This window comes from Streptomyces sp. NPDC091387, from assembly GCF_044756945.1.
GTDB lineage: Bacteria > Actinomycetota > Actinomycetes > Streptomycetales > Streptomycetaceae > Streptomyces.
The window spans coordinates 1-21,259 of record NZ_JBIVTZ010000040.1 but is presented as its reverse complement, the minus strand read 5'-3'; the positions used below and the strand labels follow the sequence as shown (position 1 = coordinate 21,259).

Annotated in this window: 22 protein-coding genes and 4 pseudogenes; 4 read left to right on the top strand and 22 right to left on the bottom strand. The window is 69.7% G+C overall.

Features of this window, described 5'->3' with window-relative positions:
* Window positions 1-79: 79 nt before the first annotated feature.
* From ACIQM0_RS39050 to ACIQM0_RS39035, 4 genes are all read right to left on the bottom strand, one after another.
* On the bottom strand, window positions 80-253 hold the full coding sequence (locus tag ACIQM0_RS39050; RefSeq protein ID WP_401295937.1) for a hypothetical protein: 174 nt from the start codon (window positions 251-253) through the stop codon (window positions 80-82).
* Window positions 250-1,020 carry a glycosyl hydrolase gene (locus ACIQM0_RS39045; protein ID WP_401295933.1) on the bottom strand — a complete coding sequence of 257 codons (771 nt, stop codon included), beginning with the start codon at window positions 1,018-1,020 and terminating at the stop codon, window positions 250-252. The genes ACIQM0_RS39050 and ACIQM0_RS39045 overlap by 4 nt, the downstream gene beginning before the upstream one ends.
* The gene (locus tag ACIQM0_RS39040) at window positions 1,017-1,610 is read right to left on the bottom strand and encodes a DUF4913 domain-containing protein (protein WP_401295930.1); all 594 of its coding nucleotides are present in this window, start codon (window positions 1,608-1,610) and stop codon (window positions 1,017-1,019) included. The genes ACIQM0_RS39045 and ACIQM0_RS39040 overlap by 4 nt, the downstream gene beginning before the upstream one ends.
* Window positions 1,611-1,703: 93 nt before the next feature.
* Complete coding sequence (locus tag ACIQM0_RS39035; protein ID WP_401295928.1) at window positions 1,704-2,270, bottom strand: hypothetical protein; 567 nt, start codon at window positions 2,268-2,270, stop codon at window positions 1,704-1,706.
* 45 nt (window positions 2,271-2,315) lie between these two features.
* Here ACIQM0_RS39035 and ACIQM0_RS39030 point away from each other — a divergent pair, with 45 nt between their 5' ends.
* Window positions 2,316-2,981 carry a DUF6000 family protein gene (locus tag ACIQM0_RS39030; protein WP_401295925.1) on the top strand — a complete coding sequence of 222 codons (666 nt, stop codon included), beginning with the start codon at window positions 2,316-2,318 and terminating at the stop codon, window positions 2,979-2,981.
* 3 nt (window positions 2,982-2,984) lie between these two features.
* The gene (locus ACIQM0_RS39025; protein ID WP_401295923.1) at window positions 2,985-4,211 is read left to right on the top strand and encodes a hypothetical protein; all 1,227 of its coding nucleotides are present in this window, start codon (window positions 2,985-2,987) and stop codon (window positions 4,209-4,211) included.
* 165 nt (window positions 4,212-4,376) lie between these two features.
* On the opposite strand, the pseudogene ACIQM0_RS39020 reads toward ACIQM0_RS39025, so the two are convergent.
* The 10 genes and pseudogenes from ACIQM0_RS39020 to ACIQM0_RS38975 all read right to left on the bottom strand — a co-directional run.
* Window positions 4,377-4,589 (bottom strand): annotated as a pseudogene (locus ACIQM0_RS39020) (C-5 cytosine-specific DNA methylase); the annotation flags it as partial.
* Between the two features lie 121 nt (window positions 4,590-4,710).
* Window positions 4,711-4,884 (bottom strand): annotated as a pseudogene (locus ACIQM0_RS39015) (DNA methyltransferase); the annotation flags it as partial.
* 1 nt (window position 4,885) lies between these two features.
* Window positions 4,886-5,467 (bottom strand): hypothetical protein, encoded by a 582-nt coding sequence (locus ACIQM0_RS39010; protein WP_401295920.1) that lies wholly within the window; start codon window positions 5,465-5,467, stop codon window positions 4,886-4,888.
* A 40-nt stretch (window positions 5,468-5,507) separates the two neighbouring features.
* Window positions 5,508-6,677: a DnaB-like helicase N-terminal domain-containing protein gene (locus ACIQM0_RS39005; RefSeq protein ID WP_401295918.1), complete on the bottom strand. Its 1,170-nt coding sequence runs from the start codon at window positions 6,675-6,677 to the stop codon at window positions 5,508-5,510.
* Window positions 6,674-6,904, bottom strand: coding sequence for a hypothetical protein (locus ACIQM0_RS39000; RefSeq protein ID WP_401295916.1), 231 nt, complete (start codon window positions 6,902-6,904; stop codon window positions 6,674-6,676). Before ACIQM0_RS39000 ends, ACIQM0_RS39005 begins: the two co-directional genes overlap by 4 nt.
* A pseudogene (locus ACIQM0_RS38995) lies at window positions 6,901-8,689 on the bottom strand (type IV secretory system conjugative DNA transfer family protein). Before ACIQM0_RS38995 ends, ACIQM0_RS39000 begins: the two are co-directional and overlap by 4 nt.
* A gap of 183 nt (window positions 8,690-8,872) precedes the next feature.
* Entirely contained in the window at window positions 8,873-9,370 is a 498-nt protein-coding gene (locus ACIQM0_RS38990; RefSeq protein WP_401295913.1) for a hypothetical protein, read from the bottom strand.
* 26 nt (window positions 9,371-9,396) lie between these two features.
* Window positions 9,397-10,158: a hypothetical protein gene (locus ACIQM0_RS38985; protein ID WP_401295911.1), complete on the bottom strand. Its 762-nt coding sequence runs from the start codon at window positions 10,156-10,158 to the stop codon at window positions 9,397-9,399.
* A gap of 81 nt (window positions 10,159-10,239) precedes the next feature.
* Window positions 10,240-10,821, bottom strand: coding sequence for a hypothetical protein (locus ACIQM0_RS38980; RefSeq protein WP_401295908.1), 582 nt, complete (start codon window positions 10,819-10,821; stop codon window positions 10,240-10,242).
* A gap of 135 nt (window positions 10,822-10,956) precedes the next feature.
* On the bottom strand, window positions 10,957-11,646 hold the full coding sequence (locus ACIQM0_RS38975) for a hypothetical protein (protein ID WP_401295905.1): 690 nt from the start codon (window positions 11,644-11,646) through the stop codon (window positions 10,957-10,959).
* A 193-nt stretch (window positions 11,647-11,839) separates the two neighbouring features.
* Here ACIQM0_RS38975 and ACIQM0_RS38970 point away from each other — a divergent pair, with 193 nt between their 5' ends.
* Window positions 11,840-12,151 carry a hypothetical protein gene (locus ACIQM0_RS38970; RefSeq protein ID WP_401295902.1) on the top strand — a complete coding sequence of 104 codons (312 nt, stop codon included), beginning with the start codon at window positions 11,840-11,842 and terminating at the stop codon, window positions 12,149-12,151.
* A 185-nt stretch (window positions 12,152-12,336) separates the two neighbouring features.
* Here ACIQM0_RS38970 and ACIQM0_RS38965 read toward each other — a convergent pair whose 3' ends face one another.
* From ACIQM0_RS38965 to ACIQM0_RS38935, 7 genes are all read right to left on the bottom strand, one after another.
* On the bottom strand, window positions 12,337-13,842 hold the full coding sequence (locus ACIQM0_RS38965; protein WP_401295899.1) for an ATP-binding protein: 1,506 nt from the start codon (window positions 13,840-13,842) through the stop codon (window positions 12,337-12,339).
* Between the two features lie 26 nt (window positions 13,843-13,868).
* Window positions 13,869-14,321 (bottom strand): DUF6238 family protein, encoded by a 453-nt coding sequence (locus ACIQM0_RS38960; protein WP_401295897.1) that lies wholly within the window; start codon window positions 14,319-14,321, stop codon window positions 13,869-13,871.
* Window positions 14,322-14,363: 42 nt separating this feature from the next.
* Window positions 14,364-15,836: an SCO6880 family protein gene (locus tag ACIQM0_RS38955; protein ID WP_401295894.1), complete on the bottom strand. Its 1,473-nt coding sequence runs from the start codon at window positions 15,834-15,836 to the stop codon at window positions 14,364-14,366.
* 144 nt (window positions 15,837-15,980) lie between these two features.
* Window positions 15,981-17,408, bottom strand: coding sequence for an ATP-binding protein (locus ACIQM0_RS38950; protein ID WP_401295891.1), 1,428 nt, complete (start codon window positions 17,406-17,408; stop codon window positions 15,981-15,983).
* 27 nt (window positions 17,409-17,435) lie between these two features.
* A complete protein-coding gene (locus tag ACIQM0_RS38945; protein WP_401295888.1) occupies window positions 17,436-18,125 on the bottom strand; it encodes a hypothetical protein in 690 nt (229 codons plus the stop codon).
* Window positions 18,125-18,433 (bottom strand): DUF6112 family protein, encoded by a 309-nt coding sequence (locus ACIQM0_RS38940; RefSeq protein WP_266412479.1) that lies wholly within the window; start codon window positions 18,431-18,433, stop codon window positions 18,125-18,127. Before ACIQM0_RS38940 ends, ACIQM0_RS38945 begins: the two co-directional genes overlap by 1 nt.
* Window positions 18,434-18,523: 90 nt before the next feature.
* The gene (locus ACIQM0_RS38935) at window positions 18,524-19,657 is read right to left on the bottom strand and encodes a C40 family peptidase (RefSeq protein WP_401295884.1); all 1,134 of its coding nucleotides are present in this window, start codon (window positions 19,655-19,657) and stop codon (window positions 18,524-18,526) included.
* Between the two features lie 577 nt (window positions 19,658-20,234).
* On the opposite strand from ACIQM0_RS38935, the gene ACIQM0_RS38930 reads away from it, so the two are divergent.
* On the top strand, window positions 20,235-20,978 hold the full coding sequence (locus tag ACIQM0_RS38930) for a DNA-methyltransferase (RefSeq protein ID WP_401295881.1): 744 nt from the start codon (window positions 20,235-20,237) through the stop codon (window positions 20,976-20,978).
* 99 nt (window positions 20,979-21,077) lie between these two features.
* Here the strand turns inward: ACIQM0_RS38930 and ACIQM0_RS38925 are convergent.
* Window positions 21,078-21,259: pseudogene (locus ACIQM0_RS38925) on the bottom strand (hypothetical protein); the annotation flags it as partial.

Sequence of the window (21,259 nt, the reverse complement as noted above, 5' to 3'; positions counted from 1 at the left end):
CCAACATGCCCATGGCCGCCGACCGGCCGGGATGCCGCTGCGCCACACGTTCAGGTGACGACAAAACTCCTATCCACTCTCATTCTGCCCTCTGAAAACCCGCGAGACGGCCCTTCAACGGCAGGCAGTCGTCACTTCCGTGAACCAGGTTCTGCAGCTCCAGCAGCGCCAGATCACGTACCTCGTCGGGGAGTTCGCGCAGGTCAGAGATGGCGTCCGGGTGCGCGGCGAAGGCGAAGCGGGCGCGGCTCACATCGACCGCCCAGGGCTCGGCCGCTGGGTCGGACCTGGCGACGGCAGGCTGTGGGTATCGAGGCCGACCTTCGGGATCGCCGAGGCACCGGCTGAGCGGGTGAGGGCGGCGCGGGTCCGGGCAGCGCCGGTGTCCCTGCCGTCCCCCGGTGGGTTCGGCAGCGGGCCGTTGCGGTCGTCCAGCCAGTGCCGGGCTGCGCTCTCGTCGGCGAAGGCGCCCTCACGCGTCGTGTACGTGTGTGTTTCGAAGTCTCCCTCTTCGAGGAAGATGCGAATCGGTGCCTGAGCAGCGCTGGAGTCGCGGGTCAACGTCCATGTCTCGCAGGGGTCGTAGTCCGAGGTGTAGCTGTCCAGGACCGTGTATCGGGTGCCAGACGTGCGGAGCTTCTGCTCGACCTGTGTGGTGAGAGCGTCGGCGGGCTGTATGAAGTCGTCTCCGACCTGGGAAAGGTGCTCCGGTGGGCAACCGTGCTCGACCAGCCAGTTCTGAGCGAAGGACACGGTGGAGTGGTAGGACGACTCGAACGTGAAGGTGTTCTGGTTCAGGTCCCGTGCGACCTTGATCGCGCAGATCTGGGGTTCGCCGGGCACACCCCAGGTGACCGAGGCGTCGTGGGCGACGACGAAACTGCGGGAGACGTCGCGGGCGGTGTGGTGCTCGGCAAGGACGGTGAAGTCACCGGCCCAGAACTGCTCCTCCGCGTGCTGGGAGGCCGCGTCGGCGGGTTCGAGGTCGTAGAGGTGGAAGTCGAGTTCGTCGCTACTCATGCGGTCAGTCCCAGCTGGTCGGGCGCGGGGGTGGCCAGCACGCGGTGGTTGGGCCGGGCCGGGCTCGTCGTGCACGCGGCGAACGGACCGTCGGGGGCACGGAGGTGGACCAGCGTCTGGTCGAGGTGGTCGCGGTGCCACGTCGAGGGACCGGGCAGGCCGGCCTCGGCGTCGGTGAACTGCTGCCACGCGAGCCAGAGGGCGTGCAGCCGTGCCACGGCTTCGGGGTGTTCTTGCCACCGCGTGCACCACGGGCGGGTCGTGCTGATCTCTCGCCCGTAGATCGGGAGGAGGAGGTGGTTCACCCAGGCACTGAGGGCGGCGAGTTCGACGGCGTACGCCTCACCGCCCTGGGCAACGATGAACACCGAGGTGGGGCCAGTGGCCGGCTTGGAGCCGGCTGCTGTTGCCGGAGCGCCGTCGGTCGGTTGGGGGGCGGGTGTGGGCTCGGAGCCGAGGCGGTCGAGGAGGGCGCCGTGCTGTTTGACCTCGGCCATGGTCTTGGCGAGGCTGCTGGCGAGGTCGTCGAGGTTCTCGTCGGGGACGCGGAACGGCTCGGGGCCGGGGGCGGTCGTGGTGGTGTCGGGCATCGGGGCGTGCTCCCTCTGTGGGACGGCGACATGGGGAAGAGGATCCGGAGAAGCCGCGATTTGGCCCGGCCGGGAAAACCCGGTAGCCGGGCGCTACGCCGCCGCGCAGCGAGGGCAGCGAGGGAAGGGCGGGGCTAGCAACCGCACCGCCCGGTCGGCCTGTTGAGGTACGACACCGTTGCCGAGCGCGGTGAGTTGGGCGGGGCGGCCGAGCCCCGGGGTGGCGGTGGCCCAGCCGGCGTCGAGGCCCTGCATCCACTCCACGAAGTCGGCACGCAGCCGTCCGGCCGAGTCGGTGGGCGCCGGGGCGGGGCGGGTGAGCGTCTCCCACCGGGTGATGGCGGCTGCGTACGCACCCCATCGCCGCTCTGCTCCGATTGCCTCCAGAGCGCCGGAGCCACCGTTGGCGAGAGAGTCGGCCGGCCCTTGCCCGGTCGGCGTTCCGGGGCGCCCGGGTCGCGGGCCGGCGGTGTGGGCAGCAGGGACGCTGCCGCGCTCGGCAGGGTCATGTCCTACGCCCCACGACTCCGCGAGCGCCTGTGTGTCGAGCAGTACCTGGTCACCGATGCGGAAACACGTGGTTGGGAACGCGAGGTCGAGCGGCACCAGCGCACGGCCGATCGCATCAGAGAGCTCCTCGACGACCTCTGTGAGCCGCACATTCCGCCTCCGGTCGATCACGTATGACCGCAGAAGCCCTTGGTCATGGGGCGCGAGGAACGCCAGGATTACCGCATGCGCTTTCCTCGTTCCTCGGACCCCGTACTGCTCGACGTCATCGACCGCTACGTCAAGCCGCAAAAAACGCAGGAAGTTGGGCGCTACCTGCACCTCCTCCACGCCAACTTCACGCGAGACGACGAGAGCGAGCGAACCCTGTTTCTCCAGTCTCTGCGGGCTGCCGCCCAGGAGATTGCGGACGAGGAACTCGAGATCCTGTTGGAGAGCGAATGGCGCTCCCGTCTTACGGCCGCCTGGCTGATCGGCTTCGACCGCCGTGAACACTTCCGCGACGTCCTCGGTGACCTTCTCCTGGCTAGCCAGCTCTGCTTCTCCGGTCAGGGCTACTGCTTCGCCCTCGCACGCTTCGGCACCGAAGAGGACGCCCAGCACCTGACTGCCTACCTGGACCGCTACCTCCGACAGCCTGACTGCCAGTACGACCAGCACTGGGCTATCAGCGCGCTTCTCCACATCGACAGCCAGACGGGAAGCGAACAGTCTGCCCGCTTCTTGGCTCCTGGTGGTCTCTGGCACCAGTGGAACGAGGCCCAGTACAGGCCGTCGCCGCCGAGTCGGTTTATGGACGAACTGTGCGCCTTCGCTGCTGACAGCGAGGGCCTCGGATCGATGCAACAGGAAGGTGTCTGAACCATGAGGATGTCGCAGAGCGTGCCGATGCCCGGCCAGGTCTGGGGCTTGGCGGCGTCGGACACAGGCGGGCCCATCTTCATCACCACTTACGACGGCAAGAACGTCTCCACCACTCTGCTCACCGCCATTGACGTGACCGGAGAAGTCTTGTGGCGCCGCGAGTTTGACGGACACCCCAGCCGACCGCGAGTCAGGGCCAGCGGATCTGTCTGGGTCGCCCATCGCGGGCCGACAGGTGCCGTGCTGACTGAACTGGATGCCGCGGGCTTGATCCTGCGCTCGATCACGCCCGAGCACGAGCCCTTTGAGCGCCTCGGGTCGTTCGCGGTGCTGTCCGACGGCGTCTGCGTGTCCTGGCTGCCCGCTGAGCGGAACCGCGCTGTCCCGGCAGGCCGTCACGCTCGGATCGCACGCCACGGCGAGGACGGCTCGGTGAGATGGTCGACGCCAGCCGTGCTCGACCAGTTGTCGTTTCCGGGCTGCGTCGAGATCAGCACGGAGACGAGCTGGGAGGTGCGACCCGCGAAGCCGTGGGCGCCGCAGACGATCGAGGCACACCACTGGGAGCCGTTGCTGGTCGCCGGGCACCGCATCGCCGCGACGTTTGCCGACGGCAGGAGCGGCATCGCCGTCACTTTCTTCCTGGACACCGCTACCGGTCGGCTCGTCGCCGCGAGCCGCCCCGGGCCCAGCCATCACAAGGCCATTGTTGGACCGGGCGAGTTCCTCATCGGATCCCAGGGTTACGGCGCTTTCACCACAGCACGCTACGACTCTTCCGGCGCCGTGGTGCAGGAGTGGTCGACGCACGCAATGTTGCTAATCGACCGACACGGCGGCATCAGTGGACCCGAGTCCGAGAACGTCACGCCGTCCCGCTCGCGCTTCGTCAGCCTCGACCACGACGGCACAGTGCACCGCGGACCTGCATTGCCCGGCTACTACACCACCTACCCGGCGCTGGACGCCGAGGGTACTGCGGTCTTCTGGCGAGACGGCCGACTGCTCGCCGTCGACGCCGATTTCCAGATACGGGAGCTGTTCGCTCTGGAAGATGAGAAGCGCGCCGTGATGAGCAAAATCATGCTGCTCGACCACGGACAGCTGGCCTTCGCCCTGCATGACGAGCTCTTCATACTGCGATCCACGGGCCTCGGCCCCTTGGACAGCGGCGTCTGGCCATGCGCGGACGGTGGCCTTCACGGAAACCCGGTGACACACCAGTAGCACCAGCCGACAGTGCAAGGACGGTCGGAGCCACCGATACCTCGATCGGATGACACTCGGGCGTGTGAATCTCGGCTCGCATATCTCAAAAGTGTCCAGATAAGCGAGGAAGGTCCGCTCGCGGCGGTGAGGGGCCCCGACGTCGGAGGCGCGAAGCACGAGCCACCACGCGTCGTACCCGAGTTCGGCCAGGGATCCAAGTACGGCACCGAGTGCCCGCAGAGCAGGCTGGCCTGGGGTGTCTCCCAGACACCACGGGCAGAATTCCACGTCGCCAGGGGAACCGGCGGGGGAGGTGAGGAGGCCGCGCGCATTCTCGATCACAACCAGGCAGGGCCGGAGGGCCTCGACCGCACGGGCGACGTGCAGCCACAGCCCGGAGCGGGTCTGGGAGTTGAGTCCGGCCCGTCGGCCGGCAACCGAGACGTCTTTGACAGGGGAAGCCCGCGGTCAGGACGCACACCGGCGGGACGGTGGACCAGTCGACGGCCGTGATGTTGCCCAGGTTGGGCACCCCGGGCCAGTGCTGGGCCAGGATCCGCGAGGCGCCTGGATCGACCTCCGCATGCCAGGCCAGGCTGCCGCCGAGCACGGATTGCACCCCGAGGTCCAGCCCTCCGTACCCGGAGCAGAGCGAGCCGATCAACGGCGGGCGCGCACTGTTGGTCCCCATGTCACCGCCCCCGCACGATCCGGCCCGGTGCAGCCGCTGCCGGCGTGGCAGCGGGAGGTGTGGGTCGGGGAGCGGGAGCTGTGGTCGTGGACCGGCTACGGGCGGCTCGGAGCCGTACGGACGGAGGTGAAACCGTTGCCGACGCGGCGTGGAGGGAGTCGGCGGCTTCGCGCAGGGCCGTGTCCGCCGCACCGAGAGCGTCTTCCATCACCCGCACTGCTGCCTCCCGGGCCTCCTGGGCGTCGGGCCGGTTACGGAGATGCTCGGTCTGGTTCAGGAAGGCGAGCTGGTGAGCCGTCTCCCCGAGGGCGGATGCCGCCTCGCCGGCAGGCCGCGCAGCGGCGGCGAAGCCCGCGATGACCCGGGCCGTGTGGACTTCGTGGTCCTGGGCCGCGGCACGGAGGAAGACCTCATGGCCCAGGTCGGTGATCAGCTCGCCGAGTTCGGACATCTGCCTGGCGACGGCGACGATGCCGGGCAAGCGACGGTAGTTCCCAGGGACCGGGAGCTTGCCGCGCTGGGCGTCGAAGGCCGAGGCCATGCCACGCAGGGCTGAGATGTCAGAGCTGGGGGTGTTGTTCACGGTGAATCCCAAAGGAGAGGACGAACAGAGGACGGGGCTTTCAGCTGTGGCCGCGCGAGGGAGATCGCACGGCAACGGGGCCGGGCGCAGAGCGGGCTCGGGCCGAGGACGGCGGGATTGGGTGTGGCGCGCTGCGAGCGAGAGCGGCGTGCACCCGCGCAGGAGGAGGCCCGTTCGACGAAGAAGCCGGGGCCGGAGACGGCGGAGAGTGGCCGTTCGCAGTCCGCCAGCGGGTACGTACGACATCGAGTGGACCGAGCGCGTGCAGGGCGTGATTGATGAGCTGCCCAGGGGACAGGGACTCGTTCTCCGCCAAGCCCCGAATGGTGCGAGCGGAGGTGACGGCGGTGCGGGTGACCGAGGAACGGATCACCTGCTCACCGAGCCACTCGGCGCTGCCAGGACCCACACCGTCACAGATGGCGGCGACCTGCCCGCCGGACAGCGTGCCGTCGGCCAGCAGACCGCGCCGCTGCGCCTCCCAGAGCAGGGTGATCCGGTCGATGGGCTCGCCCCTGTGGTGCAGCGCGCCGAGGCAGCGGTAGAGCTGCCCGTGGGCCGGGTCGGCGAAGTCGCCCGGCCGCAGCCAGCCCACCACCTCGTCCATGGCCCTCGGCCGCTCGACAAGGACGGCCAGCAGGAACCGTTCGTCCTCGGAGACATGGTCGGCCCGGACCGGCGGCAGGGCGGCCGGGGCAGTGGCCAGCGGCGTAGCGGGCGGGACCGGGCGCGGTTCGGTACCCCACCGCCGTGCGAGATCGGTGAGAACCCCGGTCAGAACGACCGCGTGGTGCAGGGCTCCCTCGACCTCGCCCCGCAGGGCGTCGGCGCGAGCGGCCTGGTGAAGGCGGATCGCGTGCGCGGTGATGCTGCGATGGATCGCCCCCTCCAGCACCATGCGGCCGTAAGCCGGAGCATGCTCGGGGCGCGGACAGGCCGAGACCAGAGTGTGGGCGTACACCGCGCTCAGCCCCCGTACGTGGTGGCAGGCCTCCTCGACCGCATCGGTCACCCACGACAGCGGCACCGATGTATCGGCTGCCAGTCCGGGGTGGCCATCGGCCCGGAGCTTGCGCAGCGCGGCGAACAGCGCCTGGTGGACCGGCCGGTCGAAGTGATCCGGTGCGAGCCAGTCGAGATGCGCTAGCTGGCCCGGGTCGAGCAGCACGGAGCCCAGTACCGCCTGCTCCGCGCGCAGCAGCGGGTTCATCGTCGCCCTCCGGCGTCGGTGGAAGGAGGTTCACCCTGCCGGGCATGGAGATCGGCGACCGCCTGGTCGGCAGCGGCCATCGCCTTGGCGAAGCCGTCCAGCACACCGGTGAACACGGGGTCGGCGGCGAGAACCGAGCCGGCCCCGCTGACCAGCCACCACTGGCCGTCGCGCAGAACGACCGGGGAGCGTACGAGCCGCCCGGGACGCGGCGTGGGCGCACTCATGCCGACAGCCCGAAGTCGTCGCGGCCATGCGTCTTCGCGAGGGCCCGCTCGGTGATGGCCTTCGTCGCGCGGGCGGAGGCCGGGCCGACCACCTTGGCGGAGGGCTCCTTGTACCAAGGCCGGAGGTCGAGCATGGCAACCCGGATGCCGGTGGCCAGGAGCAGTGTCTTGCCCTTAGGGAGGGCGCGGATCGCGTCGGGTGGCAGGATCCGCTCGGTGCGCATGCTGACCGAGGTGGACTTGCCGCCGTCGCTGGAGGATACCGACGTGGTCTGCACGTCGTGGTCGCCGACCTGCCGACTGAGGCGGTCGGCGAAGTCGGCGTCATCGATGCCCGATCCGATGATCTTGATGGTGGCGGCGGACCAGAGTGCGTCCATGCCGGCCTCGCCCCAGCACCGCTGGCCCTGCCGGTAGGACTGCAGGATCGTCATCGGGATGACACCACGACTTCCCAAGTGGCTGTAGAGGTCAGGGAGGTCGGAGATTTTGCAGACGTTCGCAGCCTCGTCCAGGACGCACAGGGCGGGCGGGTCGAGCCGTCCGCCGGAGCGCTCGGCAACGATGACGGCCGCCCGCATGACGGCGTCAGCCGCCGCGGCGATGATTGCGGACGCGCTGCCGCCGCCGTCCTTGCTGAGGAGGTACAGGGTGTCGCGGGAGGTGGCGAAGGCGAAGGGCTTGAATTCGGGGAGGTTCTTGGCGGGGGTGACCCAGGCGGCGACGTCCGGGTCGAGGAGGCAGCTCGCGTACTGCCGTGCCGTCTCGTAGATGCCGTCGCGGGTCTCGGTGGCGCCGGAGACGGTGCCCTGGAGCTGGGCGGCGACCGCGTGGTGGCCGGCGTCGGTGAGGAGGTCGACCGGGGTCCGGTCGGCGGGGGAGGCGAGCCAGGCCAGGACATCGGTGATCGGCCGCCGGTGGCCGGCGGCGGCGAGGAACAGTGCGCCGAGCGTGTTGGACGCGGCGGTGGACCAGAAGTCGGCGCCGTTCGACTCGTCGACGCTGGCGGCGACGAAGTGCCCGGCAAGGCGTTTCGCTCCGGCCAGGTCGAGGGCGTCGGCCAGGATGTCCCACCACATCTCGCGCGGGTGGTGGGCGATCTGCTGCGGGTCCAGGGTCCAGATCGTGCCGACCTCGGCCCGGGCGTCGACCGTCGCGGTGAAGGCGTCGTTCGCCGCTTTGTTCGACGTCAGCAGCACCGGACCTGGAGCCGCGAGAATCGCGGGGATCGCCAGCCCGGAGGTCTTGCCGGAGCGCGGGGCCATGATCGCGACGATCACGTCCTCCCACGACGCACGGACATCGGAACGCCCAGGGGAGAGGGTGCCGAGCAGGATGCCGCGGTCAGCAGGAGCGACTTCTTTTACACTCCCGGCCGCTCAGGGACGGGCGCAGGCTCCGGGCCTTGGCGGTGATCTCCTTGTTCAGCAGCGGGGCGAGGTCGCCCTTCCGCGCGAGACCGTTCTTCGCACCGCCGCGCAGCCGCATCCACACCACCAAGCCGAGGACAGCGAGGCAGACGGACAGCAGGCCGGGAATGATCCGTGCGCCGACGAGCAGGGAGGTGGGGCTCAGGCTCGGCCACAGCACATCTGGGTGCAGCAGCGCGTCGGTGGCCGTGTACGGGGCCCAGGGCCCGGTACCGACGAGGGAGTTGCTGAGGTTACCGGTCAGCCAGGCCAGCGAACCGAAGGCGAGCCCGACGCCGAGCAGGCCGAAGAGGAGATAGAGGAGCGCGTCCGACCCGGTGGTGGTCGAGGGCGCGCTGGTACGCGGTGCGGGCACGGTGAGTCCTGGGAGTGAGCGCAGACGAGTGATGGGTGGTGGGGTGCGACGTGCGTTCTTTTGCTGGTCATCGGGGCACTCCGATTCGGGGCGGCAACGCAGCGCGGGGAGCGCTCCGGCAAGGGCATTTACATCGCTGGCAGGAAGGAAACTGATGCACCACCTTGGCAGGGCATCGGGCGGTCAGAAGTGAGGGTTCTCGGTGGTCCGGTCGGCCCAGGTGGCGGCCTGGAGCAGCTCAGCGAGGTCGTCGGGTTCGGAGGATCGCTGGTCGAGCCACCACCCGGCACGGGTGACGGTGCGGGCGGCCTTCTCGATCTCCTCCCACTCCGTTTCGCTGGTCTCGCCTTCGAGGACGAGGGCGGTGTAGGCGGCGGCCAGGACCTGGTGGCGGCAGCGCACGCCCCAGGTGACGGCTCGCTCGGTCCCGTCCAGGGGCGGCATCCGGTACTGCTGCGACCAGGCTTCGGATTCGGCCCGTTCTTCGGCGCGCTTGGCCTTCAGCCAGGCAGCCTTGTCCGGTTCGGCGCCTTCCTTGGAGGTTCGCCAGCAGTCGGTGCACTTCTGATTGGCGAGCCACTTGGCAAAGCCCGCACGCCGGTCGGCGGCCCGGTTGGACAGGTCGCGGTCGGCCTGGTGGTCACAGGAATGGGTGATCTGCCAGATGGTCTTCACGGCCATGAAACGGTTCCTTACGGGAGGTGGGGTCAGCGGTTGAGGGCGAAGGTGATGCGCGGGTCGACCGGCCGGTCCGCCGGAGTGTCGTCGGCGGAAGCCGGCATCCTGGCCGGGAGGCCGTCGCGGGCTGGACTGGCAGTGAGAGCGGCGGCGATGACGGGGGAGGCACGGGTGAAGCCCCGGTCGTGGTCGGGGCGCGCGGTTGCTGCGGGCGCAGGAGGGCGGCGATCAGCTACGTCCTGGGCGAGGGAGGGCTGCACCGCGGCCTGGAGAACGGATCGATGCATCGACAGCGTGGCGCCGGCGACCCTCCCCAGGGCTTCGCTGCGGTCGGTGGTGATGGGCAGCGTGTAGATGTCCAGGACCGGGTTATGGCGCCAGCCGTGCTCCTCCAGGACGAGGCGGCCGCCGAGTGTGGAGGAGTGGTTGTCGGTGGCAGCGATGATGCCGAGCTGCGGATGTTCGGCGAACGCGACGTCGGGAACCATGCGCGGCGGCCGGTCAAGGTCGGCGATCGTTTCCGAGGCCAGTGAGGGGTCGAACGCGGTATCGACGTCGACCTGGTAGCCGGCGTCGCGCAGCAGCGTGACGGCCCGGGTGGCGCGGCCCTGGCCGTCACATTGTTGGTCGGCCAGTGCGTACAGCGTTGGCTGGTCCGGGACGGGGTGGAAGTTGAATCCCTTCAACATCCATGTGTTGGCGGCGAGTTGTTTCGGGTTCGCGGCGACGATGCCGTAGTTGGGGTGGTGGCCGATCGCGACGTCGGGAAGCGAGTCGTAGTGGGTGCGCATGGCTGACCCCTCCGGTGCGGGCTCGGGAAACGCTGTGGTCGACGGCCGAGGTGGTTCTGCTGGTGCGGGGCATCGGAGTGGTCACCGACCGAGTGCGGATGGGGGACGGGCGGGCGGAAGCGCGGGGCGTACGGCCGAAGCTGCTGGCGTTGGTGCCAGGGCCGTGAACTGGGCGGTCGGTGAGAGTGCGCGAGCGGCACTCACTCGCGACGAGGCGGCGTCCGGTCGCGGAGGGACGCCCAGCTGATCGAGGCGCCCGTCGATGGCGGCGAGCAGGCTGGGGGCGCTGCCGCCGTGCTGGGCGTGGGGGCCGCCTGGCTCCGAGTCGTAGATCACTTCGTGGACTGTGGAGTCGTCGGGATGCCCTCGGGTCACCAGCCAGCCTGCGGGGTGCCCGGCCGGGTGGTCGGTCGGCGGCTCCTGGGGCGGCGAGATGATCAGCGAGCTGCCGTCCGGGAGGCTGGTGTGGACGATGTAGTCGCTGAGGCCGTACTCGACAGTGCACTCCAGGCCACGCTGCCGAAGGGGCACGGTGAGGTGGCCGTATCCGTGCTCCGGCCCCAGCAGGCCGGCGACGGCTTGCCGGAGGAGCGGTTTGCTCGGGCGGGCGGATATCGGTAGGTCCTCCTGATGGAGCGGAACCCGGGGTTCATCGGGACGCACGAGCTTTCTCCTTCTCCTTGGCCGGGTGCCCGGTGACCGACGGCGCGAGCCGCTGGTAGGGGTGAGGGGCGCGGTGTTCCACGAGGATGCGGCGATCGGCCGGCTTGGTCCCGCCGGAACTCGGTGCTATCGACGTCAGCGGGAATGACGTGGGGGCTTCGGGTTCGACGCGCGTGGTGCGGGAGGCGAAGCCGGCGAGGCGCCACGGATGCCAAGAGCGGAGCGAGCGAGGGCCGCCTGGGCGCGGCCGGCCTGCGAGGTCCGATCGTGATCCGCTCGCCCGGCCAAGTGGCCGGCTGCCCGGGTGAGCGCCAGTCCTTGGGAGGACAACTCGTCGGCGTAGTGCCAGCCTTCGGAGTTGCGGATCTCCTGTGCCTGGCTCGCGTAGATCTCCCGTGAGCCAGGGAGCGAGTCGTCCATGAGCGCCATGATCTGGTCCCACTCGTGCCGGATCCGGCCTGCTCGTTCCAGAGTGGTGTCGATCCCGCGCAGCCGCCGGAGGTCCGCGCTGACTGGTCCCTCGACGTAGTCGGCACCGTGGGCGGCGGCGCGGACTCCGGCCAGGACCTCGGGGCCGTGGGCGAGGAAGACCTCGACGTGCTTCCACGCCTTTGCGTCACGGGTCACTTTGCCGTCCGCGTAGCCCTTCTCGTCGATGGGCCAGCCGTCCTTGTCGCAGAAGGAGTCCGAGACCGCGTCCCAGGCGTCGGATGCCTGCCTGATGCCGGCGGCGGCGGAGGCGAGCGCCGGGATGTGCTGCCTCCATGCCAGTTGATCGGTGGCCGTCAGGGGCTGGCCTTCACGGGAAGCGGGAGAAGAGGGCATGGTTGGTCCTCGTTGCTGTGTCGATGCCCGCTGGGAGGCGGAAGCGAGCGGACGGGGCTGGGGATACGTCCCTACTGTCGTGGGTGCGTTCTCGTCAGATTCGTTTCAGTCATGTCCCTTGTCGTGGTGTAGGTGACGCGCCCGTGCGGGTGGGTGCCACCCCGTAGGGGCGCGCTTGTTGAGGGGAGCTTTTGTGGAGAATGACTCGGAGCGGGAGCGCAGCGCAGAGGCAGTACCGAACGCGTACGAGCGGGTCCTCGCAGAGGATCGGCGGGTAGTCCGGGAGGTACTGCGCTCCAGCCGTGGTGGGGCACACGGCGGTCTGGTGGTGACGGCCGTGGCGCTCGGTGTGGTCGGGGCTTTGGCGGGTCCCAAGTGGCCGTTGATCATCGGGGTTGCGATCGCGGTCTGGTTTGCGCTGGCCTTGGGGGTTGTCCGCGGACGGGGCTGGAAGGCGACCGAGCGTGCGTACATCGCGACCTTCGGCTGGGCCCAGTGGCTCTGACCTGATCGGTGTCGGCCTGGCGGTCAGTTGTGCACGCCGCTATTCCGATCACGGGCCGGAGCTCCCCGGCCCGTGCAGACAGGAAAGCCCCGGTTCCCCGACCGGTGACCGGGCGTGGGCTCTCCGGCACACACGCCCGATGAGTTCCGCCCGCTCGATGCTTCAGAATTGACGAACCCACGAGCCTATGCCGACATGCGGGCGTCGGTGTCGAACAGTTCGCGCTCGGCCGGGTGCAGGATGTGCTGCGTGATGAAGGAGCGGCCTGCGACTTTCCACAGGCCCCGTCCCTTGGTCAGGGCGGACACGGCCTGGGTCTCGACGCCGGTCAGGCCGAGCAGTGAAGCGGCTGCGGCGAGTTGGTCGGGTTCCTGGCGGTAGATGATGCGGGTGGAGCAGTCGGCGAGGAGGCCCTCGGCCAGCACCCGGCCGCGTGAGCCGGCATCGCCTGCCGAGAGCAGGTCTGACAGCCGGTGGATGACCATCAGGTTCGCGATGCCGAGTCCGCGGGAGAGTTTCCACTGGGACTGCATGCGTTCCAGCAGGCCGACGTGCCGCATCACGCGCCACGCTTCGTCGTAGATCACCCAGCGTCGGCCGCCGTCAGGGTCGGCGAGTGCGGATTCCATCCACGCCGAGGCGCAGGTCATGGCCAGGACCAGGGCGGTGTCGTCGCCGGAGCCGCCGAGGCGGGAGAGGTCGATGGACAGCATCGGGGTAGCCGGGTCGAAGACGACGGTGCTCGGGGCGTCGAACATGCCGCTCAGGTCGCCGTGCACCAGGCGGCGCAGGGCGTGTGCGAGGTCCTGTGCGGCAAGCCCCATGTGGCCGGCCTGGTCGCCGAGGGCCCGGTCGAGGCGCTCGGGAGAGCCGAGGGCGTGGGCGATCTCGCCGAGCAGGGGCACCGTGCCGTCGGCGTCGGCCTCGGCGACGACCAGGTCGAGCGCGAGGTCCAGGGCTGTGTGTTCCATCGGCAGGAGATCGCGCTTCAGCACGGTACGAGCGAGGCCAGCCAGGAGCAGGAGGCGGCGCTTTCGGACTTCGGCCGACCAGTCGCCCTCGCTGACCGAAGCGGGTCGGGCCGGAGCATCCAGCGGGTTCAGCCTGCCGGGGAGCCCCGGCCCCAGCGCGATGCTGTAGCCGCCGAGAGCTTGTGAGACAGCCGTCCACTCTCCCTTGGGATCGCAGGGCACGTAGACCCGGTAGCCGTGGGCGATCGCCCGGGTGGCTATCGACTTGGCCAGCGCGCTCTTGCCCATGCCGATGATCCCGGCCAGGACGGCGTTCGGGTTCGTGAAGCCCTCGATCCTGCCGCTGCTGTACAGCGAGAACGGGTCGTAACAGAAAGCCGCTTCGGCGTGTACGTCGCGGCCGATGAAGATGCCCTCCGCGCCCAGGCCGCCCTCCGCGAGGAAGGGGTAGGCCCCGGACACGGTGGCGGTGGTCATCCGGTGGGCGGGCAGGCGCAGTTTGCCGCCCTGAGCCGAGGAGGCGCCGGGGCGCCCGGAGGACGGGTAGACCGGGCGCAGCTCCGGATCGAGGAATTCCGCGGCACGGTGCTTGGGCGCGGCGCCGGCCAGGCGCGCCTGACGACGGGCCTCGGCGAAACCGGTACGAGCGGCCCGCTGTTCGGCACGTGATGCCTTGCGGGGGACGAACAGGTGGGAGGCGCTGGCGCGGGTGCGGGGCATGAGTGTTCTCCAAGTGGAAGGCGGGGTCAGTGGCGTACGAGACCGGTGAACGGTGCGTGCAGGTCGGCAGGGGTGGTGCGGCGGCGCACCAGGCGCGCGGTGCGCTGGTGGCGCTGGCAGACGGTCAACTCGGGCGCCCCTTCGGGCAGGGCGGCCCGGCACGCCTCGGGTTCGGGCACTTCACCGGAGTCCGGCCGGGGTGCCGCGTGGTAGGCGGCGTGGATGTGGTCGGCGGCCTGCCAGACCCGGGTGCGGGCGGCGCGAAGCCGGTCGCCCTCGGCCGGAACGAGCTGTCCGGTACGGGCCGCATGGGCGTCGAGTAGTCCGTACAGCGAGACGAGATGGGCGTGCAGGGCGTCCAGCTCGGTGCGGGTGGTGACGAGCGGACCGCCCGGGATGTTGAGCGCGCGGTGGAAGTCGAGCGCGGCGGTGGCGAAGGGCACGAAGTCCTGCGCGGTCGTACTGGCGGTGCGGGACATGCGGGGTGCTCGCTCTTTCGCAGGAGGGAAGGAATGCCGGTCTCAGGCGGCGAGGGCGAGCGGCATGGCGGCGGCGGTGAACGCCTCGGCCTGCTGCCAGGTGAGCGGCCGCAGATCGAGCTGCGCGCCGACGGCTGCGGTTTCCACGACCGCGCAGGCGGAACGCAGTTCCTCCTCGGAGTCGGCCGAGACGGTCACTAGCCCGGTCAACGCGACGTCCGCGTGCCCCGCGATGAGCTGGCGTTCACGGGACTTGATGTCCTGGTACTCGATCGAGTCCGCCTCGGAGTCGACCTGTCCCCGCCGCGTCCGTTCCGCGGCATCCGCGATCACGCTGGCCTTCCTGCGCTGGACATCGCGCAGGGCGGCGTCCAGGCCCTTCGGCTCGTACGACAGCGACAGCGTGCGCCGTACTCCGGCGGTGAACAGGAGCTGGTGCAGGAAGCCGGCCGAGGTTTCGGTGCGGGGCCAGTTCTCCACCCAGTACGTGGCGTGGACGGCCGAGTCGGTGGCGATGTGGTCCGCCTTCTCGACGACCACGACCGGGCCGGCGGCAGCGGGCTCCGCCTCGGGACGACCGCTGATCGACCAACGGTCCAGCACGGAGAGCGCCTTGGGGTCGTACGCCGTACGTACGACAGCCGCGATCTCGCGAGCGGTGAGCCAACCCGTGGGGTTGAGCCCGGCGGTCCGTGCGGCCTGGTCGAACGTCGAGGTCAGCTGGCCCAGGACGTTGAAGGACCCGGTGAGACCGCCTCCGGCCTGGTTGATCAGGCGGCGTGCGGCCTTGGCGTCCAGCGACACCGCGACGTACGCCTCATGCGGCGCGGCGGCAGGGCCCGCGCTCTGGATCAGTTCGCTGTAGATCGCACCGGCCATGGGGGTGTCGGGCCGGCCGTGCTCCTCCCAGTAGCGGCGCAGAGCATCGCCGGAGTCAGGGACGGTGCGCTCGATCACCTGGATCCTGGCCACCTGACCGGTGCGGGCCAGTGCGGCCAGCGCGCGCCCCCAGCCGTTGACGTTGGCGTTCTGCGTACCGGGGTCGAGTAGTGCGTAGGCGCGGGAGGAGACCTTGACGACGGCGGTCAGCGTGCCCGCGTGCGGGTCGTGGACCGCACCGTAGCGGCGATCGGGGGCGGTGACCACGCGCAGGCTGGCCGCTGTGCCGGGCAGGTGGAGGAGCCCTTCGCGGACCGGACGGTGCGAGGGGCGAGTGAGCCAGACCAACTGCTTGCGCAGTCGGCGGACCACGTATCGGGTGACGATCGGAGTCCAGTCGGCCAGGGCACGGCCTCGGTGGCGGACGAAGACGAGAAGGGCGATGGCGGCCCATACCGGAATGAGTTCGAGAGCGCCGATCACACCGCGGGCGAGGATCACGGAGAGCAGCAGCAGACCGGCGAGGCCGGCGATGATCAGCTGCGGGGCGGTCAGGCCGAGCAGGATGCCGCGCCTGCTGCGGTGCGGGAACTTCACGGTGGCCGTGGTGGCTTCGGCCTGAGGTTTGACGGACATGGTGGTTCCAGAGGGTGGGAGCGGGCGGAGGGCGAGGCGTGCGGCGTTCTTCTGCAGGGCATGGCGAGGTTCCGTTTCCACTGATCGGTGGTGCGGCGGAGTGGGGGCGAGCTGCGGGTGCGGCCCGCCCCCGGTTGTGGGTGGTCAGGAACCCGCAGGCGGCTGGGTGGGCTGCTGTCCCCAGCTCGTCGGCGTCGGGGAGCCAGCTGCCGACGGCCCCGTGGGCAGCAGCGACGGTGCGGAAGGGCTGCTCGTTTCCCCGGGCGCAGGGGGAGCGGGCAGCGCGACACCAGCGCGCGAGACGCTGCTGACCGGGGCCGACACGCCGGCGAACTGAGCACCCGGGGCGGCTCCTCCTTCGGCATCCTCCGGTTCGCCCTCGCTGGGCCGGGTGATGAGCGGAGGGATGCCAGGGCGCTGGATCAGGGCGCGGCCCTTGTCGCCGGAGGCGTTCGGGTCCTCGCCGTAGCGGAAGCTGGTCCGCGGCTTGGACGGGCCGGAGTCGATGCCCTCCTTACTGAGGTTGCCACCGGCGGGGTTGATGCCGGAGGCGACACCGTCGGTGCCCGCACCAGGTACCTGGCTCGGACCCTGCGGCGAAGGGGCGCCTGCGCCGGTGCCGACCCGCATCGCCATGCTGCCCGCGGTCTTCGCGGCCCCCGCGGCGACCGCCATGCCGGCGACGCCGGTGCGGTGCAGGTCGCCATGGCCGCCGCCATCGCTCGCCCAGTGGACGAACTTGTATGTCGCGTACGGGCACAGCAGGACCAGGACCATCACGACGATGCCGGCCATCGCGTCGGACAGTGCGGCCATGCCGTCGTGAGTATCCGACTTACCCATCGCTGAGACGCCGATGAGGAAGACCACGGTCATCAGCAGCTTCGAGACGACCAGGGTCGCGGTGGCTTCGATCCAGCCACGCCGCCACCGCTTGGCGACCTCCCACCCTCCGCCGGCCCCCGCGAAGACGGCGAGGGAGACCATGACGAGGACGCCGACCTTCCGCGCGACCATGACGCCCCAGTACAGGAACGCGCCGATCGCGCATCCGAGGGCGACCATGGCTGGGACCCCCCAACCGAGGCCGTACATGGCCCCCAGCTCGGTGACCTTCACCACTCGGCGGATCGCGTCGTCGACCGAGCTGTTGGCGGCTTGGAACAGGCCGTCGGACAAGGCGTCGACCACGGTGATGGCGACGGAGGTGAAGGCGATGGCGCAGAAGCTGAACAGGACGCCGGTCATGGTGCCGATCGCTGCCTGGGCCAGGGCCCGCTCGTCGCGCCGCCAGGCCGCGAGCATCAACTGGATGCAGAACGTGCCGACAGTCAGCGCGAGCCCGATGGGCAGCAGCAGTTCGTAGTTCTCCCTGAACCATGATGCGTTGAGATCGATGGCGGTGGTCGCGTTGACGGTCCTGGCGGCGAGGTCAGCCGCGCTGGCGGCCAGTTCACCCATGGACTTCGCGATCCACGCGCCGATGCCGTTGGTGACGGCTCCGGCGGGGTTGGTGGCGAAGTCGACAGTGCCGCAGACCTTGTCCATCAGCGGAAAGTCGCAGACTCCCATGGTGGTACCTCCTTTCCGGGCTGGGGATCAGGGCGCGACGGACGGCATGACACCGGCCAGGGCGCAGGAATGGTCGGGCCGGCACTGGACCGCGAGGGTGGTGACGCGGTTCTCCGCGCCGCCGGCGGGCGAGCCCTTCCAGGCGATCGACTGCTTGCCGGAGACGGTCACCGCGTAGACGTACGCTTGCGTGATCGTTCCGGGATCAGCCTGAAGAGCCTGGGTGAACGCGTCCGGGAAGTGCCCCTCGTTCACGGTCGCGGTGGCGAACTGGCCGTTGGCGGCCATGTTCTTCCACAGCACGGGCGAGGGAACGACCGCGTCGACCGAGTCGCGGTCGGCGTACATGCTCTCGGTGGTCAGCCACCCGTGCAGAGAGGTCAGCAACTCCGCCTGGGAGTACGCACGGGTGTCGTAGGACCACAGCGCTGCGGCGGCTGCTTTCCCGAACACGATCGGATCGTGCGTGTCCGGTGGGACCGGGAGGGCCGCGGAGCTTGTGATCGGCGACGGCGACCCGGCCGGCGAAACGGACGGGGCAGAGGGGGAGACCGAAGTCGCCTGAGTCGCAGAGGGCTTGGTGGGTTCCCTGCCGTCGCGGGTGAGGTAGGCGGCCAGACCGGCCAGGGCGACGAGCACCACCAGGACAGCGGTGCCGAGCAACGCCCGGCGGCGCACGCTCGATGCGCCGCCGGGATCCGAGGAACGGGAAGACATCAGCGGACCTGCGTCCCCAGCGTGCTGAAGAACGCCACCACACCGTTCGCGGCACCCAACAGGAGCGCCGCACCTGCGCTGACCAGCACACCCTTCTTGCCGCTGGCCTCGGCCTGGTGGCCGCCGGAGTGGTGACCCCACGCCCACACGCCCGCACTGACGGCGAGCGCGCCGACCACGGCGATGATGCCGAAGAGGTTGATGGAGCCCATCACTTGCTTGAGGACGGCGAGGCCGGGCAAGCCGCCCTCGTTCGGCTTGATCCCGGGGTCGTAGGCGAGCTGGACGACCTTGTCAGTGAGATACATATAAGAACTCCAGTTCGATTCAGTGCATGCCAAAGCCCAAGCGGGCGGAGCGGCGGCGCGAGAAGGAAAGAGGGCGGAGGAAACGGCGGGTCAGGTGACTCGGCGTGCCGCGAGAATCTGCGACTTCCAGGCCGCGCGGGTCGTGATGCGGACCACGTCACCCGTGCGCGGGGCATGAATGATCAGACCCTGGCCGATGAGCATGCCGACGTGCTCAGGAGTGTTGGCTGTCCCCTCGGTGAAGAGGAGGTCACCCGGCCGGAGAGCGTCGACCGAGACCGACTTGCCGTCCTTGACCTGCGTGTACGTCGTCCGAGTCAAGGTGACCCCGGCAGCCTTGTACGCCTGCTGCATCAGCGAGGAGCAGTCGCACCGGCCCATGGGGTCCGGCCCATGGGAGTCGGTGCAGCTCCCACCCCACTGATACGGGGTATCGAGCTGGCCGAGCGCCCAGCGGATCGCAGTCTGGACCTCTCGCGGAGCGTCCGCGGGGATCTCGTACCCGTCAGGCACCGCGCCCGCCGGAATGGTCCCGAAGTCGGTACCGTCCCCGTCCGCCGTGCAGCCGCCAGCAATGCTGGTGGTGTTTCCCGAGCCGGACGGCGCAGGAGCCGTTGATGCTACGTCGGCCGTCGGTAGCAGAGGCTCGATCGCCTGCTGCAACGCGGTCGCAAGGGGCTCCCACTTGGCGTAGGCCTCCGGGAAACCGGACCGCTGCACCGCCTGAGCGGCCTGCGTGACGGAGAGGGACTGCCAGCCCGAGACCCTCTTCAGCCCCTCGTAGAACTTGGTCGAGGCATGCACCGGGTCGAGGATCTCGTTCGCGGTGCCCCAACCCTGCGACGGACGCTGCTGGAACAGCCCCAGCGAGTCGCGGTCACCGTAGGTCAGGTTCCGCAGCCCGCTCTCCTGCAGGGCCGTCGCCAGAGCCACGACCTGCCCACGGGCCGGAACGTTCATCGCGACGCCGGTGGCCTGGATCGTCTTGGCGTTGGGCACCTGCTCCTCCGGATTATCCAGTCCCGGCACGGAGACCGCGTCCTTTCCGCCGCCGTCCAGAATCGCCTTCACCTGAGCCGCGACGGCTGAGGTATCCACAGACGGTGTACCGCCGGTTGAGCAGGAGGCCGAAGCCGCCCCAGCGCCGATGGCGAGGATCGGAACCGCCAGGAGCAGCGGACCGGCCGCGAAGAGACCGACGACGGCTCCGGTGGTCTTCTTCATCGCAGACACCGTTCACCGAGACGGCGATCCCGGCCGGACGGCGTTGCTGGGTCGGGACGCGGGGGTATCAGGTTATGTTGCATCGCAGCGGCTCCTCGATGTTCGTAGGAGGCGTGGTGCCGGCTTCTCGTGTAAAGCCGCCGGCACCACGCCGATGTGAATCCGCCTCACAGGGCGGGCCCGGGTCAGGGGGAGTTGGTAGCTCCTGGACGCCGGTCTCAGGTCATGCGCGGCAGCCGGCCGCGCTCGTAATCTCAGGCAATACACCGGATCTCCTCACGGCTTCGCGAAGAAGGGCCAACGGGCCTGCCACGCTGCTCGTCCGAACGAGGCAACGCAGATAAGCGCAGGTCAACGGGTGTGAAACGAGGTTCCGACCTGGTGACGTGGCGAGACAGTAGACCGGGATTCCGGCCGCACCAAACGGCTCCCGGGGCGACCCGGGAGCCCGAAGCGGCTCGTTAGGTGCGGCCGGAACTCGCGGCTAATCTCCGGCGCAACCCCGCTCGAAGCGACTGCTGTTGAACGCAGTCCGGAGCGGGCGCAGCTCTGCCGCGCGCTGAAAGAGGTCCCACACATGAGCTACACGCTGCACCGAGGCGATGCCCTCACCGTGCTGAAGTCCCTCCCGGACGAGAGCGTCAACGCCGTCATTACCGACCCGCCGTACAACTCCGGCGGACGTACCAGCTCGGACCGCACCGGCCGCACCGCTCGTGCGAAGTACGTCACCAGCGGATCCGCGCACGACCTGCAGAACTTTCCCGGAGAGAACCGGGACCAGCGGAGCTATCGGAGTTGGCTGACCGCCCTGCTCACCGAGGCGTACCGGGCTTCCACCGAGCACTCGGTGGCCCTCGTCTTCTCGGACTGGCGTCAGGAGCCGACCACGTCCGACGCTCTGCAGATGGCTGGCTGGACGTGGAGCGGAACGATCCCGTGGATCAAGCCCGCCAGCCGGCCGCGCAAGGGTGGGTTCAAGCAGTCCGCCGAGTTCATCACGTGGGGCGTCAAGGGCAGCCTGGCCAAGGACCGAGACCTCTACCTGCCCGGCCACTTCATCGCTTCCCAGCCCCGCAAGGACCGGGTGCACATTACTCAGAAGCCCGTCGAGATCATGCAGCAGCTCGTACAGATCTGCCCCGAGGGCGGCGTCGTCCTCGACCCGTTCACCGGCAGCGGCTCCACGGGCGTCGCGGCCCTCCGCGAGGGGCGCCGGTTCGTAGGGGTCGAGCTGTCCTCTCACTACGCCGACGTAGCAGAGCAGCGGCTCAGCGCGGAGCTGACGCAGGACGACTTTGCCCTGGCTGGACCGGAGTAGTGATCATGAGAGCGGAGAGCCCGGGACCGGCGGGCCGCAGACGCCGAAGGGCGGCTGGCCCATCGAGTAGCCGATGCGCCAGCCGCCCTTGTCGTTGCGTCAGGCCGCCTCGAACGCCCGCCGGAGCATCGGCGCAGCCTTATCCAGGTCCGCCACCGAGGCAAGGCGCACCTCCAGGTCTTCGGTCAATGCCGTTGCTTGAGCTACTGAAGTATCGCGGGCGCAAGGGTGATGATCTTCTCGGGAACCCGTCGCGTGCCTCGCCTGGCCTGGTCTTTCTT

Coding starts and splice junctions, on each gene's coding strand:
- ACIQM0_RS39045 (WP_401295933.1), bottom strand. CDS start 1,020: ATGAGTAGCGACGAACTCGACTTCCACCTCTACGACCTCGAACCCGCC.
- ACIQM0_RS39040 (WP_401295930.1), bottom strand. CDS start 1,610: ATGCCCGACACCACCACGACCGCCCCCGGCCCCGAGCCGTTCCGCGTC.
- ACIQM0_RS39030 (WP_401295925.1), top strand. CDS start 2,316: ATGGGGCGCGAGGAACGCCAGGATTACCGCATGCGCTTTCCTCGTTCC.
- ACIQM0_RS39025 (WP_401295923.1), top strand. CDS start 2,985: ATGAGGATGTCGCAGAGCGTGCCGATGCCCGGCCAGGTCTGGGGCTTG.
- ACIQM0_RS39005 (WP_401295918.1), bottom strand. CDS start 6,677: ATGAACCCGCTGCTGCGCGCGGAGCAGGCGGTACTGGGCTCCGTGCTG.
- ACIQM0_RS39000 (WP_401295916.1), bottom strand. CDS start 6,904: ATGAGTGCGCCCACGCCGCGTCCCGGGCGGCTCGTACGCTCCCCGGTC.
- ACIQM0_RS38990 (WP_401295913.1), bottom strand. CDS start 9,370: ATGGCCGTGAAGACCATCTGGCAGATCACCCATTCCTGTGACCACCAG.
- ACIQM0_RS38985 (WP_401295911.1), bottom strand. CDS start 10,158: ATGCGCACCCACTACGACTCGCTTCCCGACGTCGCGATCGGCCACCAC.
- ACIQM0_RS38975 (WP_401295905.1), bottom strand. CDS start 11,646: ATGCCCTCTTCTCCCGCTTCCCGTGAAGGCCAGCCCCTGACGGCCACC.
- ACIQM0_RS38965 (WP_401295899.1), bottom strand. CDS start 13,842: ATGCCCCGCACCCGCGCCAGCGCCTCCCACCTGTTCGTCCCCCGCAAG.
- ACIQM0_RS38960 (WP_401295897.1), bottom strand. CDS start 14,321: ATGTCCCGCACCGCCAGTACGACCGCGCAGGACTTCGTGCCCTTCGCC.
- ACIQM0_RS38955 (WP_401295894.1), bottom strand. CDS start 15,836: ATGTCCGTCAAACCTCAGGCCGAAGCCACCACGGCCACCGTGAAGTTC.
- ACIQM0_RS38950 (WP_401295891.1), bottom strand. CDS start 17,408: ATGGGAGTCTGCGACTTTCCGCTGATGGACAAGGTCTGCGGCACTGTC.
- ACIQM0_RS38945 (WP_401295888.1), bottom strand. CDS start 18,125: ATGTCTTCCCGTTCCTCGGATCCCGGCGGCGCATCGAGCGTGCGCCGC.
- ACIQM0_RS38940 (WP_266412479.1), bottom strand. CDS start 18,433: ATGTATCTCACTGACAAGGTCGTCCAGCTCGCCTACGACCCCGGGATC.
- ACIQM0_RS38935 (WP_401295884.1), bottom strand. CDS start 19,657: ATGAAGAAGACCACCGGAGCCGTCGTCGGTCTCTTCGCGGCCGGTCCG.
- ACIQM0_RS38930 (WP_401295881.1), top strand. CDS start 20,235: ATGAGCTACACGCTGCACCGAGGCGATGCCCTCACCGTGCTGAAGTCC.